At 35.4% G+C, this 16,803-nt stretch carries 13 protein-coding genes and 2 tRNA genes; 2 read left to right on the top strand and 13 right to left on the bottom strand.

Annotated elements, in window-relative coordinates:
• Positions 1–13: 13 nt before the first annotated feature.
• The 12 genes from hisS to ACCQ42_RS00330 form a co-directional block, all read right to left on the bottom strand.
• A complete protein-coding gene (gene hisS / locus ACCQ42_RS00385; RefSeq protein ID WP_410035037.1) occupies positions 14–1,315 on the bottom strand; it encodes a histidine--tRNA ligase in 1,302 nt (433 codons plus the stop codon).
• A 57-nt stretch (positions 1,316–1,372) separates the two neighbouring features.
• Positions 1,373–2,047: a DUF6873 family GME fold protein gene (locus ACCQ42_RS00380; protein ID WP_410035036.1), complete on the bottom strand. Its 675-nt coding sequence runs from the start codon at positions 2,045–2,047 to the stop codon at positions 1,373–1,375.
• 43 nt (positions 2,048–2,090) lie between these two features.
• A tRNA-Cys gene (locus tag ACCQ42_RS00375) sits at positions 2,091–2,164 on the bottom strand.
• An 11-nt stretch (positions 2,165–2,175) separates the two neighbouring features.
• Positions 2,176–2,250, bottom strand: a tRNA-Gly gene (locus tag ACCQ42_RS00370).
• 187 nt (positions 2,251–2,437) lie between these two features.
• Positions 2,438–3,781, bottom strand: a complete 1,344-nt coding sequence (locus tag ACCQ42_RS00365; RefSeq protein WP_410035035.1) for an MATE family efflux transporter — start codon at positions 3,779–3,781, stop codon at positions 2,438–2,440.
• A gap of 106 nt (positions 3,782–3,887) precedes the next feature.
• A complete protein-coding gene (locus ACCQ42_RS00360) occupies positions 3,888–5,807 on the bottom strand; it encodes an FtsX-like permease family protein (RefSeq protein ID WP_410035034.1) in 1,920 nt (639 codons plus the stop codon).
• Positions 5,794–6,552, bottom strand: a complete 759-nt coding sequence (locus ACCQ42_RS00355) for an ABC transporter ATP-binding protein (RefSeq protein WP_410035033.1) — start codon at positions 6,550–6,552, stop codon at positions 5,794–5,796. The genes ACCQ42_RS00360 and ACCQ42_RS00355 overlap by 14 nt, the downstream gene beginning before the upstream one ends.
• An 80-nt stretch (positions 6,553–6,632) precedes the next feature.
• Positions 6,633–7,580 carry a sensor histidine kinase gene (locus tag ACCQ42_RS00350; RefSeq protein WP_410035032.1) on the bottom strand — a complete coding sequence of 316 codons (948 nt, stop codon included), beginning with the start codon at positions 7,578–7,580 and terminating at the stop codon, positions 6,633–6,635.
• Positions 7,573–8,241 (bottom strand): response regulator transcription factor, encoded by a 669-nt coding sequence (locus ACCQ42_RS00345; RefSeq protein WP_410035031.1) that lies wholly within the window; start codon positions 8,239–8,241, stop codon positions 7,573–7,575. The genes ACCQ42_RS00350 and ACCQ42_RS00345 overlap by 8 nt, the downstream gene beginning before the upstream one ends.
• A 61-nt stretch (positions 8,242–8,302) precedes the next feature.
• Entirely contained in the window at positions 8,303–10,171 is a 1,869-nt protein-coding gene (locus ACCQ42_RS00340) for an ABC transporter ATP-binding protein (RefSeq protein WP_410035030.1), read from the bottom strand.
• Positions 10,164–11,927, bottom strand: a complete 1,764-nt coding sequence (locus ACCQ42_RS00335; RefSeq protein ID WP_410035029.1) for an ABC transporter ATP-binding protein — start codon at positions 11,925–11,927, stop codon at positions 10,164–10,166. Before ACCQ42_RS00335 ends, ACCQ42_RS00340 begins: the two co-directional genes overlap by 8 nt.
• Positions 11,927–12,367: a MarR family winged helix-turn-helix transcriptional regulator gene (locus tag ACCQ42_RS00330; protein WP_410035028.1), complete on the bottom strand. Its 441-nt coding sequence runs from the start codon at positions 12,365–12,367 to the stop codon at positions 11,927–11,929. Before ACCQ42_RS00330 ends, ACCQ42_RS00335 begins: the two co-directional genes overlap by 1 nt.
• Before the next feature lie 129 nt (positions 12,368–12,496).
• Here ACCQ42_RS00330 and ACCQ42_RS00325 point away from each other — a divergent pair, with 129 nt between their 5' ends.
• Both ACCQ42_RS00325 and ACCQ42_RS00320 read left to right on the top strand, forming a co-directional pair.
• Positions 12,497–13,402: an AAA family ATPase gene (locus tag ACCQ42_RS00325; protein ID WP_410035027.1), complete on the top strand. Its 906-nt coding sequence runs from the start codon at positions 12,497–12,499 to the stop codon at positions 13,400–13,402.
• Positions 13,395–15,125 carry a vWA domain-containing protein gene (locus tag ACCQ42_RS00320; RefSeq protein WP_410035026.1) on the top strand — a complete coding sequence of 577 codons (1,731 nt, stop codon included), beginning with the start codon at positions 13,395–13,397 and terminating at the stop codon, positions 15,123–15,125. Before ACCQ42_RS00325 ends, ACCQ42_RS00320 begins: the two co-directional genes overlap by 8 nt.
• 62 nt (positions 15,126–15,187) lie before the next feature.
• On the opposite strand, the gene murJ is transcribed toward ACCQ42_RS00320, so the two are convergent.
• Positions 15,188–16,759: a murein biosynthesis integral membrane protein MurJ gene (murJ, locus tag ACCQ42_RS00315; RefSeq protein WP_410035025.1), complete on the bottom strand. Its 1,572-nt coding sequence runs from the start codon at positions 16,757–16,759 to the stop codon at positions 15,188–15,190.
• Positions 16,760–16,803: the final 44 nt, after the last annotated feature.

Here is a 16,803-nt window from a genome sequence, read left to right as displayed (position 1 = left end):
TTGATACACAAAATTATTTACAGACCCTATCTAGACTATCAAAATCAATACTTTCCTGCTCACCAGTCTTCATATTTCTAACTGTGATGGTTTTGTTTTCTCTTTCTTCTCCACCTATTATATAGGCGTATTTTACTCCTATTTTATCAGCGTAAGAAAATTTCTTTTTTAGTTTGCCACCTTCTAGGTAGATATCTGCATTTTTTCCCTTATCGTGAAGGATATTTAGGATATCTATAGCGTAGAAGTTTTCTTCTTCAGACATTGGTATGATTAAAATTTCCGTTAGGTTTTCTTCTTTCTTATCTACTAGACCTATTTCTTTTAGTTGATAAAATAGCCTGGTTAAGCCTATGGACATGCCTACTCCTGGTAGGGCTTGTTTGGTGAAGTTGTCTGCTAATTTTTCATAGCGGCCACCGGATGATACTGAGCCGATTTTTTCATAACCATTTATAAAGGTCTCATAGACTGTACCTGTGTAATAATCTAGGCCCCTTGTGATTGACGGATCAAGCTTGATATTTTTATCTGGTATGCCTAGTTTTATCATGTATTTATAGACAGTTCCTAGCTCTTTTAGTCCTTCTTCATAAAGGTCATTTTCTACAAGACCAGCAAACTTCTCTAGGGTTTCTTGGTTAGAATTTGCAGCTTCTATAAAAGAAGCTATTTTTTCTGCCCTTTTTTCATCAAGTAGTTTAACTAGGTCTTCTTTCATATTTTCAAGACCCATCTTATCTTTCTTATCTATCAGCCTTAAAACTTCTGTTGTATCATCAATTCCTAAAGATTCAAAAAATCCATTCAATAACTTCCTATTATTAATCCTAAAGCTAACATCAGGTGTATCTAATTTTTGGAAAATTTCATAGATTACCCTTGGTGGGATAGCGTCATTTTCTATGGCAAGCTTGTTGTGGCCAATTATATCTATATCGCATTGGTAAAATTCCCTATAGCGGCCTTTTTGGTTACGCTCTCCCCTATAAACCTTGCCTATGTGGTAACGCTTGAATGGGAAATTCAAGTCCGAAAAGTGCTCTGCCACATATCTAGCAAGGGGTACTGTAAGGTCGAACCTAAGGCTCATATCACGTGTATCTGAGGCTATTTCATAGATTTGCTTTTCAGTTTCTCCTCCACCTTTGGCAAATAAAATTTCATTTTTTTCTATGACAGGTGTATCTATTGGTAGAAATTGATATTTTTTGTAAGTTTCTTCGATAATATTTTTCATCTTGTCAAAAACTAACTGGTCTTCTGGCAAAAGCTCCATAACACCAGCTATGGTAGATGGTCTAACTATATTCATAAATCCCTCTCTTTGTCTTGTTACTACAATACATTATACGATTAATAAGATTTTCTGCTATAGGCAAATTAATGACCCGTAATCTATCAAATCAAGCTTTGGATAGATGATCTTTATATTTTGATTTTCACAAATAGATTCTAGTTTAGAAAAAGCCTTATGCTTACTAATATCTCCTGTAAAAATCAAATTATCTCTTACAAGGCCACAGCATCCTCCCAAAAATCCTTGGTCAAATCCATCTAAGGCAATTTCATCCTGTTCTACCAGGTCAATCTTTATTTTATCCTTTAAGGCCTTATAAATCCCAAAATCAGCTGTGATTAGAGAATCCTTTAGAGGAATGATTGAACATCTACTATAGCCTTGCTTTACTTTTAGATGCTTTATCTTATTATCTTCGAAATATTTCTGAATGTGGCCTTCCGTAAAATCATTGTGAATATAAAAATCTTTAAATCTAACAACATTATAAATGGCGTCATAAGGAAATTTTTCTGATGGATCCTCTCCTTTGATTATCTCATAGCCCTTAAGCTTATCCTTATAATAATCATAGACTGCTTCTGCTACTACAATATTATTATCATCTAGCTTAAATAGGGATAGGTCTGGATGGTCATCTATCCTTGAATCCAATTTAGGATTTGGACTAGTCAAAATAAATTCTATCTCATTTTCTTTTAAAAATCCCTTAAATTCTTCGCTTGCCTTATAGGAAATAATTAACATAATAATCCTTTCAATAAAAAAATCCCCATTACTGGGGATGATTTGGAGGCGCCACCCAGATTTGAACTGGGGGTAAAGGTGTTGCAGACCTCTGCCTTACCACTTGGCTATGGCGCCATAATAAAAAATGGAGCGGATGACGAGATTCGAACTCGCGACCCTCGCCTTGGCAAGGCGATGCTCTACCACTGAGCCACATCCGCATACAAATATTATAACATAAATTTTTAATTTGTAAAGAATTTTTTAAAAAAAATCTTTATTTTTCAACTTATCGCTTCTAATCTCTCAGCGACTACTCTTATATTATAAGATAATTTTTCTTCCTTGTCAAGTAATAATAAAAATTTTTTTGCTGCGAGCTTCCAAGAGAAAAGACTAGGAGAATTCCTATTTTAGTCTCCTAGCTTTTTCGCTTAGTTTATTTAATTCTTTTAGCTCAATTCTTATCAAGAAATACCCGATAATTAATGTTAGAAAATCAGAAATTGTGATGGTTGACCAGATGTATTCTTTTGGCATGAAGTTAGTTATTATAAAGCTAACAGCCAAAACTAGGGCGTATCCCCTTAAGATTGTAATAATAAATTCAAATCTTGGCTTAGCTACAGCTGTGAGATAGCCACCATTTGTTATATTAAATCCTAGGATTAAGAAAGATATAGAAAATATCCTAAGAGCCCTGCTGGCAAAGGCCATAAACTCGCTTGTTACATCTGTCAAAAAGACATTTACAAAAAATTCCGGCCAAATTTCGATTGCCAAAACCATAATAAGCGACAAACTCGCCACAGATATTAATATATATTTCCTAAGTACAGGTATTTTTTCAAATTCCCTTGCCCCATAGTAGTAGCCGATAAGTGGTTGGCTTGATTGGTTTATGGCAAGCATGGTATTTACTACAAAAATCATAACATAGGCAATTACTGAAAAGGCTGCAAGACCTTCTTCCCCGTAGAGCCTTCCTACAGCTAGGTTTAATACTAGGGTGCAAAAACCTGACGAGAGCTCTGACAAAGATGCTGGAAAACCATAAGAAAAAATCTCCTTGACCATGAAGGCCTTTAATTTAAACTTTTTAAATTTAAGATATGACTTAGGTGATAAAAAGTAAATCAAATAGCCAATAGTAGGGATAGTTTGGGCAAGACCTGTCGCTACAGCAGCTCCCATAAGTCCCCAATGAAATTTAAAAATAAATATATAATCAAGGCTGATATTGGTTAAGGCTGACATAAGCATAAGAATCGTGGTAATTGATGGTCTGCCATCAGCCTTTACCATTATCTCAAATACATAGGAAGTCAGATAAAAGGGCAAGAAATAAATGATAATTGATAGATATTCCTTGACCATATAAACCATATGACCGCTTGCTCCTAGGGCCCTTACCAGTGGATTTATAAAAATAATTCCTACTATAGATAAGGAAATGGCAAATATTACTGAAATTGCCATACCAAGGCTAAAAAATTCATCAGCCCCCTTTTTATTGTTCCTGCCCTTTTCATGGGCGATAAGATTTAAAGATCCGATTGATATTAAAATTGCAAAGGCAAAGGCCAAGGTCACAAAGGGCATGGCAATATTTACAGCTGCCAAGCCCTCGCTTCCAACACCCCTACCAACAAAAATACCATCCACCATAGTGTAGGTTGAAAACAAGGTCATGGTCGTGATGGTAGGTATTAAATATTTTAAATAACTCTTTAATAACGATTTTTCTTTCATTTATACTCCTTAAGATACATATAATATAACTCTAAGCCCCTCTTTGGTCAAGAAAACACTTAAAATAAAGATTCAAATAAAAAATCGACTCGAAAGAGCCGAAATTTTATGAGATTAACTTGTAGTATTCCCTGCTGCTGAATTTGTAATAAATGAGATACAAAAGGGCAAAAATTATAAAACCTATTATAAAGGAAGTAATTTTTATAGATTCATTGACAGATCCTAGCATGACAAATATTTTTGAAATCATCCTAAAGGCAAAAGCTACATGGACGCCTGCTACTATTAGCGGTAGGAAGAAAAATACCAGAACTTGCTTATCTATAGTTTTCTTAATTTTTCCTTCGCCAATGCCAATTTTTCTTAGGCTTTGATATTTATTCTTGTCAGAAAAGCCCTCTTGAATTTGCTTGTAGTAAATTATCAGGCCAGTTGCAACCATAAAAATCAATCCCAAAAATATACCTACAAAAAATATTGCCCCGTAGAGTTTGTAGCCTTCCAAGACAAAATCATCATGAAAGCCTATGCCAAATTCATTTTGGACATCCTTAGTTTTTTTCTTAAAAATCGCCATATCCTCATCGCTTAGGTCAAAATTATAGGCATGAACTATTTTATTTTCATCTATGCTTAAATTTTGGTCTAAATTTTTGACTATTAAATAATAAAAATCAAACATATAGGCCACTATCGAATTATTTCCAGAATTTTTATATGGATAATCCTTAATATCTGACTTTTTCCTTAATTTTTGGCGATTTATATCAAGTTCTGAAAGATCAGCCAACTTAGGAGCTTTATAGAGTAAAAACTCTCCGTCTTTTAAAGAAGATGCTTCTGGTATCGATCCATCATTAACTTCCACAAGGATTCCCATAGCCTTATCATCAAGATCATTTGGATTTTTAAATACATAGGATTCTCCAATGGTTTTAATGGTTTGTCCATCTTTTTCAAAGGCAAGCACGGCTTTGTAGTCTTGAATATTTTTTGCCTCTAAATTATTGTCTTTAATAATTTTTTTAACCTGGTCAATAGAATACTCATTAGAAGAAGCGAGGCCCACATCTCTAGGATACTGTCTAGAACCCACATCCTCAACACTCCTATAAAGAGCTATTGCTGAGGATAATAAAATAATAGCAGCTGTAGACATGATTGTAATTGATCCAAGGCCCTTGGCATTTGACCTTAATCTAAAAATAAGGCTTGAAACTGAGATAAATTTTTCAGTCTTGTAATAAGATTTGGAAGCCTTCATCATTTTTAATATCACTATAGAAAGTGAAGAGAAAAGGAAAAATGTTCCTATCATTACAAGGACAACTGCCAAGAAAAAGTAAGCAAAAGCCCTTAAAGGATTATTTATAGTTTGGGCTAGGAAATATCCCGAGCCAAGCAAAACTATTGCGACAATTGCACTTATGACCATACCTCTTGGCCTTTTGAAGGTCTTTTCTTCCTTAAATAAGTCTAGGATTGATTTTCTTTTTATTTTTATAATCCTGGTCAATAAAATTAGTAGGGAAATTCCTGCAAAAACCAAGAAGCTAATTATATAGGCATCTTTTGCAAAACTTAGGTAGAAATTTCCTTCCATTAGCATAAGCTTCAAAAAAATTGTTTCTAGCAATTTATATATGACTGTAGCAGATATTATACCAATTAAATATCCCAAGGCTGATATTATTAAGGATTCTAAAGCCAAAATTTTTGAAAGATGTTTTTTATCAAGGCCTAAAATCGCATAGAGGGAGATTTCCTTAAGTCTTTTATTTAATAAAAATCCATCTGAATAATATAAAAATATCAGAGAAAAAATCCCCATTACATAAATAGCAATTTTCAATATATAATAAATGCTAGACATGGCGTAAAAATCTTTTAAAGTATCGGCATTCATTAAAAGCAAAATCGAAGTCATTGAAAACACCATAAAGGCATAAATCAAAATATATGGAAGATAGACTTCTCTATTTTTTCTAATCCCATCTAGGGCAAGGCGCTTAGTGAGTTTCATTTTTGGCCGCCCTTAAAAAGTTTAATGAATCTGAAATCCTCTTATAAAACTTATCTCTGCTGTCATCTGCCTTATAAATTTCATTAAAAATCTTCCCATCCCTTATAAATAAAACTCTTTTGGCAAAGGATGCCGCAATATTTGAGTGGGTCACCATGAGAATTGTATTTCCCTCAGCATTTATTTTTTCAAAATATTTGAGCAAGTCTTCGCTAGAAGATGAATCTAATTGACCAGTAGGCTCATCTGCTAGAATTATCTTAGGATTGATAATTAAGGCCCTCGCCACAGCCACCCTTTGCTTTTGTCCGCCAGATATTTCTGCTGGATACTTTTTTAAAAGGTCAGCAATTCCTAGTTTGTTGACAATAGGCATAAGCTTATGATCAAAATCATCTGGATTTTCTTCCCTTAACACAAGGGGTAAGAGAATATTTTCCCTCACATCAAAATTATCTAAAAGATTAAAATCTTGAAAGATATAGCCAAAATTATCCCTCCTAAAATCAGACTTTTCTTTATCAGATAAGGATAGGATTTCCTTGTCATCAAGGAAAATTTGTCCGCTAGTTTCCTTATCAATAAGGGAAATGATATTTAAAAGTGTGGTCTTACCTGATCCAGACTCGCCCATGATGGCTAGGAAGTCACCATCTTCGACTTTCAAATTCACATCCTTTAGGGCAGTCACTTCATTTGCTGAATTTTCCTTATAAATTTTTCTTAAGTTTTTTATTTCTAACATATTTTCACCTCTCATAATATAATTATAAAGGCTAGATAAAAATAAGTCCCTTTGTTTATCTTACAAAGAGACCTTTTATCTTACAATTTTGTAAGCTTATCAAATTTTATGGCAATTTTTGTATAAGAGCCCTCCTTGGAATCTATACTTATGGATAGGTTTAAATCCTTGCCAATTGATTTTACTAGATAAAGGCCAAGGCCAGTTGACGAACCAAAGGCCCTGCCATTTTCGCCAGTATAACCCATTTCAAAGACCCTTGCCAAGTCGCTCTTCTTGATGCCAATCCCATTGTCCTCTATGATTAAGCTATCATCTTCAAAATATATTTTAATCTTACCAGCATCCCTGGAGTATTTGAGGGAATTATTTATAAGCTGGCTTATGATAAAACTAAGCCACTTGCCATCTGTAATGGTCTTATAGGATAAATCTCCCAAGTCAAGGCTAATATTTTTGCTGATAAAGTCATAGGACTTATCCCTTATAAGGTTTTTAACCAAGGGTTCGATTAGGACTTCCTTAAAGATATAGTCATTTGTCTTTGAAGAAAATCTCACAAAGCCCAAAAGTATATCAAGATAGGCTTCCATCCTCTTATTATTTTTAATAAGCAGGTCAATATCAGGATTATCCTCGGCCAAAATCAGCCTATTTTCTGCCAGAGGTGTTTTTATTTCGTGAATCCATAGGCCGTAGAAATTTTTGGTTGCTTCTTCCATATCCTTATAATCAACTAGTAGGTTCTTATATTTTTCATCCAGAAAGCAGTACTCATCTGCAATTAGCTGGGCCTTGTAATCCAAATTTTTAGACCTTAAAATTTTTTCAAAATTATTTTCCTTTTCTTTTTGGCTATCATATAAAAGAAAAGACAAAAGGATGAAAATATTTATAATTAACCCATAAATAATTACAAATCTTTGAAGGTTAAAGGCTAAAAATATTAGGTTGTAGATAAAAGTTATGATGGCAAAAAATATCAAAAGCCTTTTATTTTCTCTGATTGCACACTTAAAATTAAACATAATAACCCTTACCAACCTTGGTTTTTATAAAATCTTTGACCCCCAGGCTTTCTAGAGATTTTCTAAGCCTTGAGATATTTACCGTTAGGGTGTTGTCATCTATAAATATATCTGTCGACCAAAGGGCTGTCATTAGCTTATCCCTGGATATGACCTTGCCATCATTTACCATGAGGGTCTCAAGGATTTTAAATTCATTTTTAGATAGGTCGATAGACTTGCCTTCAAAGCTTGCCTGCATGGATTTTATATCTAAGATAAGGTCGTCTTTTTCAAGCTTATCAGAGCCTTGCTTATAATCATAGGTCCTTCTTAAAAGGGCCTTGACCTTGGCTGTCAAAAGTTCTACTTCAAAGGGTTTGGTCACAAAATCATCTGCCCCCATCTCCATTGCCATAATTTTATTCATGGTATCTTCCTTTGAGGATAAGAAAATTATTGGGACATTGGATATATCTCTGATTTTCCTGGTCCAATGGTAGCCATCAAAATATGGCAAGCCTATGTCCATGACTACAAGGGAAGGATTCTCTTCCTTAAAAAGGTCAAAGACCCTTTCAAAATTTTCTACTAAAACCACCTCATAGCCCCATTTCTCAAAGTCTTTTTTTAAAGAGCTTGCTATTATCTGGCTGTCATCTACTATTAATATCTTAAACATAGGCCCTCCTTTATTTTATTATAACACAAAACCTCCCAATCTGAGATTGAGAGGTCAATTTTTAATCAAGTTCTAGCCTACCTGTGTATAATTGCCAGTAGGTTCCCTTTTCTTTTATTAACTTGTCGTGGTTGCCACGTTCTATTATCCTACCTGAATCCATTACCATGATTACATCAGAGTTTTGGATGGTGGATAGCCTGTGGGCTATGACTATGGAGGTTGATCCTGCCATTAGATTATCCATGGCTTCTGTTACATCCCTTTCTGTGGATGTATCAATTGATGAGGTCGCCTCATCTAAAATTAGCATTGGTGGTTCTGCAAGGGCTGCCCTTGAGATTGAAATTAATTGGTTTTGACCATCTGAAAGTGATGAACCATCGCCATTTATCTCTGTCTGGTACCTATCAGGAAGTCTCTTGATGAAGGAATCAGCTCCTGATAGCTTGGCTGATGATTTTATGTCGCTTTCGCTTGCATCTAGCCTTCCATATCTGATATTTTTCTCAATTGTATCTGTAAAGAGATTTACATCTTGAAGAACCATTCCAAAGGCACGCCTTAGGTGGTCTTTTTTAATATCTCTAGTATCTATCCCATCTACTTCTATAGAGCCATTGTCTATTTCATAAAATCTAGTGATTACATTGGTTATGGTTGTCTTACCAGCACCGGTTGAGCCTACAAAGGCAATTTTTTCACCTGGATCTGCGTAGAAGGAGATGTCCTTTAAGATTTGGTTTTTACCGTCATAGGAGAAGTCTACATTTTTAAATTCTAGCCTACCTTCAAGCATCTTGTAGTGTTTTCTTTCTCCATCATCCCACATCCAAGCATAGCGGCCAGTTAGCTTGTCAGATTCTTCTATTGTGCCATCTGCCTTTTGATAGGCATTGACTAGCTCTATAAAGCCAGTGTCTTTTTCTATTGGCATGTCAATTATTTCAAAAATTCTATCAGCCCCTGCCATGGCTTGGAAGACCATGTTGGCCTGTTGGCTGACATTTACTATTGGGTTTTGGATTTGTCTGATATTTGATAAAAATGCTGCAAGAACACCTACTGTGAGATCTCCCTGGATAGTGAAATATACACCCAGAACAGTAATTGCCGCATAGAGGATATTTACCATATTTATCAAAAATGGCATCATCCTACCTGCATAGGTATTGGCCCTGGCAAAGGCTGACCTTACATTTTCACTTTTGTCATGAAAATCATCAAAGGCCTTCTCTTCCCTAGAAAATACCTTTACTACCTTTTGACCAGATAGGGTTTCTTCTGAAAAACCGTGTAAAGTAGACACATTCGCCTGGCCCTCGCCGAAGCTTTTGGCTGATTTAATAACTATCTTTGATAGGATTGGTATCATTACCAAAAGGCCTAAAAATAGGGTAAAAGTCAATCCAAAGCTTAGCTTAAACATGACAAGTATTGTACCTGTAAACATGATTGTAGCCCTAACTATGGTTGGAACTGTATTTGCTAGTGCCTGGCTTAGAACATCTGTATCGTTGGTAAATCTTGACATAATCTCGCCGTGTTGGTTTGAGTCAAAGAAATTTATTGGCATTTTTTGAATTTTTTCAAATAATTCTTCCCTTATATTTCTTATTGACCTTTCCCCTATCCTTACCATAAGTCGTGAATAGATAAAGGATGTAGCTGCTGATACAAAATAAATTGCACCCATTTGTAGGCAGGCTATCTTTAGCCCATCTAAATCTGCCTTTAAGATGTAAGAGTCAATGATAGGCTTAAGCATATTTACTCCCCAAATTTGAGTAAGGGCTGATACTATTACACAAACTACTATCAAAAACATCTGCCACTTGTATTCAAAAAGGTAGGATAAAAGTCTAGCTATTGATGAAAATGAAATATTTCTTCTATATGATTTGCCATTCATCTTGTGACTATTATTCATTAGCTCCACCTCCTTGTTGTTGGATATCATAGGTGTCCCTATAGGTCTTGTTATTTGCGTAAAGCTCTTCGTGGCTGCCTATAGCTTCAATCTTTCCTTCATTCATCACTATAATCCTATCAACATATTTAAATGAAGATACCCTTTGAGATATGATAAGCTTTGTAAGGTTCTTATTAAACTTGTTGATACCATCGATGATTGCTGACTCTGTCTTGGTATCTACTGCTGATGTAGAGTTATCAAGGATTAGAATCTTAGGATTTTTAAGAAGGGCTCTGGCAATGGTTAGCCTTTGTCTTTGGCCACCAGATACACCAACTCCGCCTTGACCAAGTACTGAATCATAGCCATCGTGACGTTCCTTTACAAAGCTATCAGCCTGAGCAATCTTGCTTGCCTCAATAATCTCTCCTAGATTTGCCGACTCATCTCCCCATCTTAAGTTATCTGCAATAGTTCCTGAAAATAGGGTATTTTTTTGAAGGACGATTGCTACATCATCTCTTAGAGTCTTTAGGTCATAATCTTTAACATCATGGCCACCTACCTTAAGCGATCCGCAAGAAATGTCATAAAGTCTTGGAATAAGCTGAACTAGGGTTGATTTTGAGGAACCAGTTGATCCCAAAATTCCTACAGACTCACCACTTTTTATGTGAAGATTTACATCTTCTAATTGGTATTGGTCTGAATCTTTTTCATATTTAAAGCATACATCTGTAAAATCAATTGACCCATCTTCTAGTTTTAGGCCTTCGATTTTTTGACTATTATCCATTGAAGGCTTCCTGTCAATAACTTCTACAACCCTGGTAATGCCAGGAGAAGCTCCCATGAAGGTAGTAAGAACCATGGACATGCCTATAAAGGCGCCTAGAAGCATTGTCGCATACATATTAAAGGAAACCAAGTCGCCTACCCCAAGTCTGCCTTCTATAATCTCAATTCCTCCAAAGTAGGTAATGGCTACGAAGGTTGCAAATAAGATTACATTGGCAATTGGAAATAGATATGACATTGGTCCTTGAGATCCATCTGCGTATTCAAACATCTTTTCATTTTGGACCATGAACTTGTCAATTTCGTATCTTTTCCTCACAAAGGCCTTGATAACCCTAGAGTTGTTAAGATTTTCTTCTATGACTAAGTTTAATTTATCATATTGGAATCTTGCCTTCCTAAACTTAGGTATAGCAAAGCTTGCAAGGCCCATAAGCATGGCAAATAAAATTGGCACAGCCACTAAAAATATCAAAGATAATTTAAGCGATGCATTTAGGGCCAAAACAAAAGAAACTACCGCCATTGCCACAGTCTTAATGACAAATCTTGTCGACATAAACATGGACATGGCTATTTGTTGAACATCTGATGATAGTCTTGTAAGTAGGGATGGGACCCCAAAATAATCTATATCCTCAAAAGAAAATCTTTGGATATTTTCAAATTGAGCCAGACGGGCATTGTGACCCATGCCTGATGATGAAATTCCGGCGTTTTTTGTAGCCTTCATACCAAAAAACATTGTCAAAAGAGCTGCTATGACCATCAAGATTCCATACTTAATAGCCATTCCCAAGTCCTTGCCCTGAACAGCATTATTAAGGGTAAGGGCCATAAGGTATGGAATAAGTAGCTCAAGTATAGTCTCTAAAATTGTAAAAATCCTAGAAAGATTTCGATTTTTCTTGTACTCTCCCAGGTATTTCTTGATATAAGAAAAGGACCTGTTAAATTCTTTTATAGATTCCATTAATCCTCCTTTTTAAAATCTTCCTTGATTGTGCTAATCAAAAGCTTAAGAGCATCTTTTATCTCTCTAACCTTCTCATCGCCCAATCTCTGTTTCATTCTAACATTTGATTCATTGATCGGTTTTAATCTCTCATCCCTATTTTTCTTGCCCTTTTCAGTAAGCCTTAGGATTCTGATTCTCTTGTCAACTTCATCCGGGATTAGGTCTATTAGACCGTCCTCCCTTAGATTTTTGATGATATTGTTGACTGTTTGCTTGGGAGCACTCAGCCTTTCAGATATATCCTTTTGGGTAGGATTTTCCATAAAGCCTATGTGGATTAGGACGATAGTCTCTAGGTCATTTAGTCCATAGACCTTTGCCCTCTCCTTATTTAGGCCATTGGCACATCTTAGCAAAGAAAAAATAGAGAATATGGGATCTTTTTCAAAATTCATACTCCCTCTTTCTCTAAAGTAAATAAACAATTTTAATTTATCTATATTTATTATAGTACTATTTGGGACTAAGTCAAGAAGAAATTCGAAAATTAAATTTTTTTATGTATAATATTTTAGAGGTGTAAAATGATAGATTATTTAAAAGACCAGGGCATAAATGATAACTTAATTGCCCAATTAGAAAAATATAGAAAAGAAAATGGCCTTGATGATTCTGATAGGGTCATTAAGCCAGAATATAAATATTATGGAAAAGAAGTCTTAGAAGAGGCAATTGCAGCCCTTCTTGCAGGTAAAAATATCCTCCTTACAGGAGCCAAGGCTACAGGTAAAAACGTCCTTGCGGCCAACCTTGCCTATTTATTTAAAAGGCCAGCCTATGATATTTCCTTCCACGTCAATACAGACTTTGCTTCCCTTATCGGGGCTGATACCTTTAAGGATGGTGAGGTCAAATTTAGGAAGGGTCCTATCTTTGAGGCTGCTATAAATGGTGGATTTGCAATCTTAGATGAGATTAATATGGCTAAAAACGAGGCCATTTCAGTCCTCCACGCAAGTCTTGATCATAGGAGGATTATCGAAATTTCTGGTTTTGATAAGATAAAGCTTGATCCAAATACCAGATTTATAGGGACAATGAACTACGGCTATGTAGGCACTCGTGAATTAAATGAAGCCCTTGCTTCTAGGTTTATGATTATAAATGTGCCAAACATCAGCGAGTCTAACCTTGATAAGCTTCTTACAGATAATTTCCCAAAATTAAAGGAAAAATACCGCAAGGCCTTTATAGATGTCTTTATATCTTTACAAACAAAGAGCGAAAATAACGAGATATCAACCAAGCCAGTCGACCTAAGAGGCCTAATCGGAGCAATCGAGATAATGAGAGTGGGCCTAAATCCTTATAAGGCGATTATGATGGGTCTTGTAAATAAGTCCTTTGATGCCTTTGAAAGGGAGATAGTCCTTGATGCTATCAAAACAAAAATACCTGAATCAATAGATGAGAGTGTCTTTGATGAATGAAAATTATGAAAAAATAAGAGAGTACAACATAATATGGGACTTTGCGGATGATTACAAATTCATCCCCAAAAAGTCCTATCCAATGGATCAAGTCTATAAAAATATGACAACAGGCTTTATCATAAAGACCTTTGATTTTGATATGCTTGATTCTTTCTTTGCTTATTTAAGAGATGAAAATCCCTTCTATGAGGAATTTTCCTATATAACAAATCTCTTGATTGAGGATATAGCCTTTAAAAGTCTTAAAGATTCTAATTTAGTAATAGAAAAGTTCAGAAAGACCTACGCAAGTAAAGTCCTACGCAAATACCGCTACCATGAGGCAGATGACTTAAAAGAACAAATTGAAAATGCCTACTATGGCAAGGTCCTAGGCAAGCCAATCACAGAAGGAGCCCTTTTTAGAAATATTTACAATGAGATTTTTAAAATCTATACACTCGATACGGCAGACCTTATTGATAAATTAAATAAGGTCTTTAAGACATATTTTGCCTTTGAAAGGTCAGAAGAAAACCAGGCCCTCCTTAATGAAATGATCAAGGATAAGGAGCCAAAGGATTTTAAATCTTCTAAAAAGGATGAAGAAAAGGCAGATTTTTCTGATGAATTTATCAAGGATCAATTTAACATAGGTTCTGCAGAATTTACAGGCAATATCTACCTGGAAGATAAGAAAAAGGACAATGATAGGCACCTAATCCTCTTAAATGCTGATAAGGAAGGCTACCACACAAGTGATGAATTTATAGAAGACTTCTACGGCAAAAGCATCTACCCAGAAGCTAAGGTCAGAGCCCTAGAAGAAAAAGTAGCCAAGGGAGTCCATGCTGGCAAGAGCCTTTATTTTACAAAAGGAATCTACAAGGATAGCCCAAATGCCAGGTTTTATAAGAAAAATAGGGATGAAGTTTACGAAAAAAACAAGGCCTATATAGAAAAAAACCTAGCAATTAACAACCGTTCGATTAAGGAACTTGCCCAGACTATAAAAAATTCTATAGCTAATTATGAAGATTTTTCAGAAATTTCTAAATCCTACGGCATGGTTGATTCTACCAAGGCCTGGAGGGCAGCCGTCCTAAAGGATTTTAATATCTTTGACAATATGGAAAATGACGATGTATCTAGTTTTAAGGTGGACTTGCTCCTAGATTCATCGGCCAGTCAAAATAAAAGGCAAGAGATAATAGCCAACCAAGCCTACATCATAGAAAATGCCATGGATGAGGTTGGTATTCCAATTAGGGTCTTGTCTTATTCGACCCTAAGAGATCACACAGTCTTTAATATTTTTAGGGACTATAATGAAAAACACAAAAACAATGAGATTTATAAATACTTTGCCTCAGGATCAAATAGGGATGGCCTAGCCTTTAAGCTTTTAAATGAGCTAATAGATAAGACTAAGGACAATGAAAAGCACATCCTAATAGTCCTTTCAGATGGCAAACCAAACGATGAGAAGGCAAATATAAATACAGTTAAGCTCCTTCAAAAAAACCAATATGTGGGAGAACTTGCCGTAAATGACACAGCCAAGGAGATTAGAAATATCAAAAACGATGAAGTATCAGTCCTTGGAGTCTTTACCGGCGAAGATGAAGATTTAGAAAATGCCAAGCTAATCTATGGGGCAGATTTTTGTAAGATAAGTAGCCTAGAAAACTTCTCTAAGGTCGTATCAATCTTTATAAAAAATACAATAATGAAAATGTAAAAAGAGCTAGGGCCTAGCTTTCCAAGAGTTAATCTCAGGAAAGCTAAAGCTTTAGCTCTTTTTTAATATCTTTGTTTTCTTTTTTTCTTGGCTACTCTTTTTTCTTTTTCCCTTCTTCCAAATAGCTTATGATAAATGTGATTTACAAGTTCCATAACTTCTGGAATTCTAGCTAGTAAAATAAGCAATACATAGACAAATCCTGCCACAATAATTGCCACAAAAAGAGCTATAATATGGCTTATTTTGCCTGCAAGTCCTGAATAGGTAAGCATGGCAAGAAATGCCATTATGCATGTAGCAAGGATAATCTTGCCTAGGGATATGGCAGCCTGTCTAAAGTTAAAGGCTCCAAAATTGTCCCTAAACTTATAAAGCATAAAGGCTGATCCTATGGCAGTTGATAAAACTGTTGCATAGGCAAGTCCCTCTAGATCAAAAAACTTAATTAGTATAAAGTTTAGGATAATATTTAAAAATTGTTGCATAACTACAATTATAACTGGTGTCTTGCTATCGCCAACCGCATAAAATCCCCTATCCACCACATCTGACAAAGATTGGAAAATTATATAAGGTGAGTAGGCTGTAAGCAAACTTGCAACTATAGCTGTATCATCGCTTGTAAAGGCATTTCTTTCAAAAACAAGCTCTATTATTGGTCTAGATAGAACCATCATTCCGATTGTCGCTGGTATTACTAGACTCATAGTAGTAACTACTGCAGATGATATTTCCCCCTTCATCTGCTCAAACTCACCAGATTGGCCAAGGCTTGCAATCTTTGGAAAGATAGCTGTAGTTACAGAAACTGTAATTACACCTGTGATTAGGGTAAGCATGGTCTTTGAGTAAAATAGCTTTGATATTGCAGCCTTACCAAAAAAGGCTGAAGCCATAGAGTTATCTGCAATTATTGAAAGCTCACCTGCTGCAGATGATATTATAATTGGGATTGATATGAGCATTAAGCTTCTTACATATTTATTATGAATATCAAATGTTCTCTTATGCTCATAACCAGCATCTCTAGCAGCTTTTGGAAATAGGATATACTGGAGGACATTTCCCAAAAGTGCCCCTATAATCAAAAGGTAAGGATTGCCAGTAATACCGGTTAGGATGGTGAAAATTATTATAATCACATTCATCAATATACCGGTTATGGCTGGGTCAAAGAAATTACCCTTTAGATTTAGATATCCCCTAAAGACTGCTGAATAAAGGTAAGCAAAGACAGCAAACATCATTATCCTGGTGTAATTTGTGGCAAGATCTAGCCACTCTCCCTCTAGGGATGGGCTTAAAATTTTTGAAAATGGTTTTGCAAAAATTATACCTAGGACTACTGCAATAAGGCCAAATCTCATCAAAATATTGAAAATATTTGATGTAAATTCCTCAGCGGCCGCTTCGCCCTCCTCATTTTTTGCCTTGTTATATATTGGTATGAAACCTGAAATAATACCGACTGCCACAAAGTTTGCTGCAACTACTGGCAGGGTATTGGCTGTTGTGTAAATGCTTTTTAGATCACTTGCCCCTATAAAGGACGCCATTACAGCCTCTCTAATAAATCCAAAGACTTTGGAGACTATGGTTATGATCATAAGCATGAGTGTTGTTTGTCCCATAAGAACCTCTCTTTATATCATATGTGTTATTATATCATTTAAGC

It is taken from the genome of Anaerococcus kampingae, from assembly GCF_046365475.1.
GTDB classification, from domain to species: domain Bacteria; phylum Bacillota; class Clostridia; order Tissierellales; family Peptoniphilaceae; genus Anaerococcus; species Anaerococcus kampingae.
This window is presented reverse-complemented; position numbering and strand designations above follow the sequence as displayed.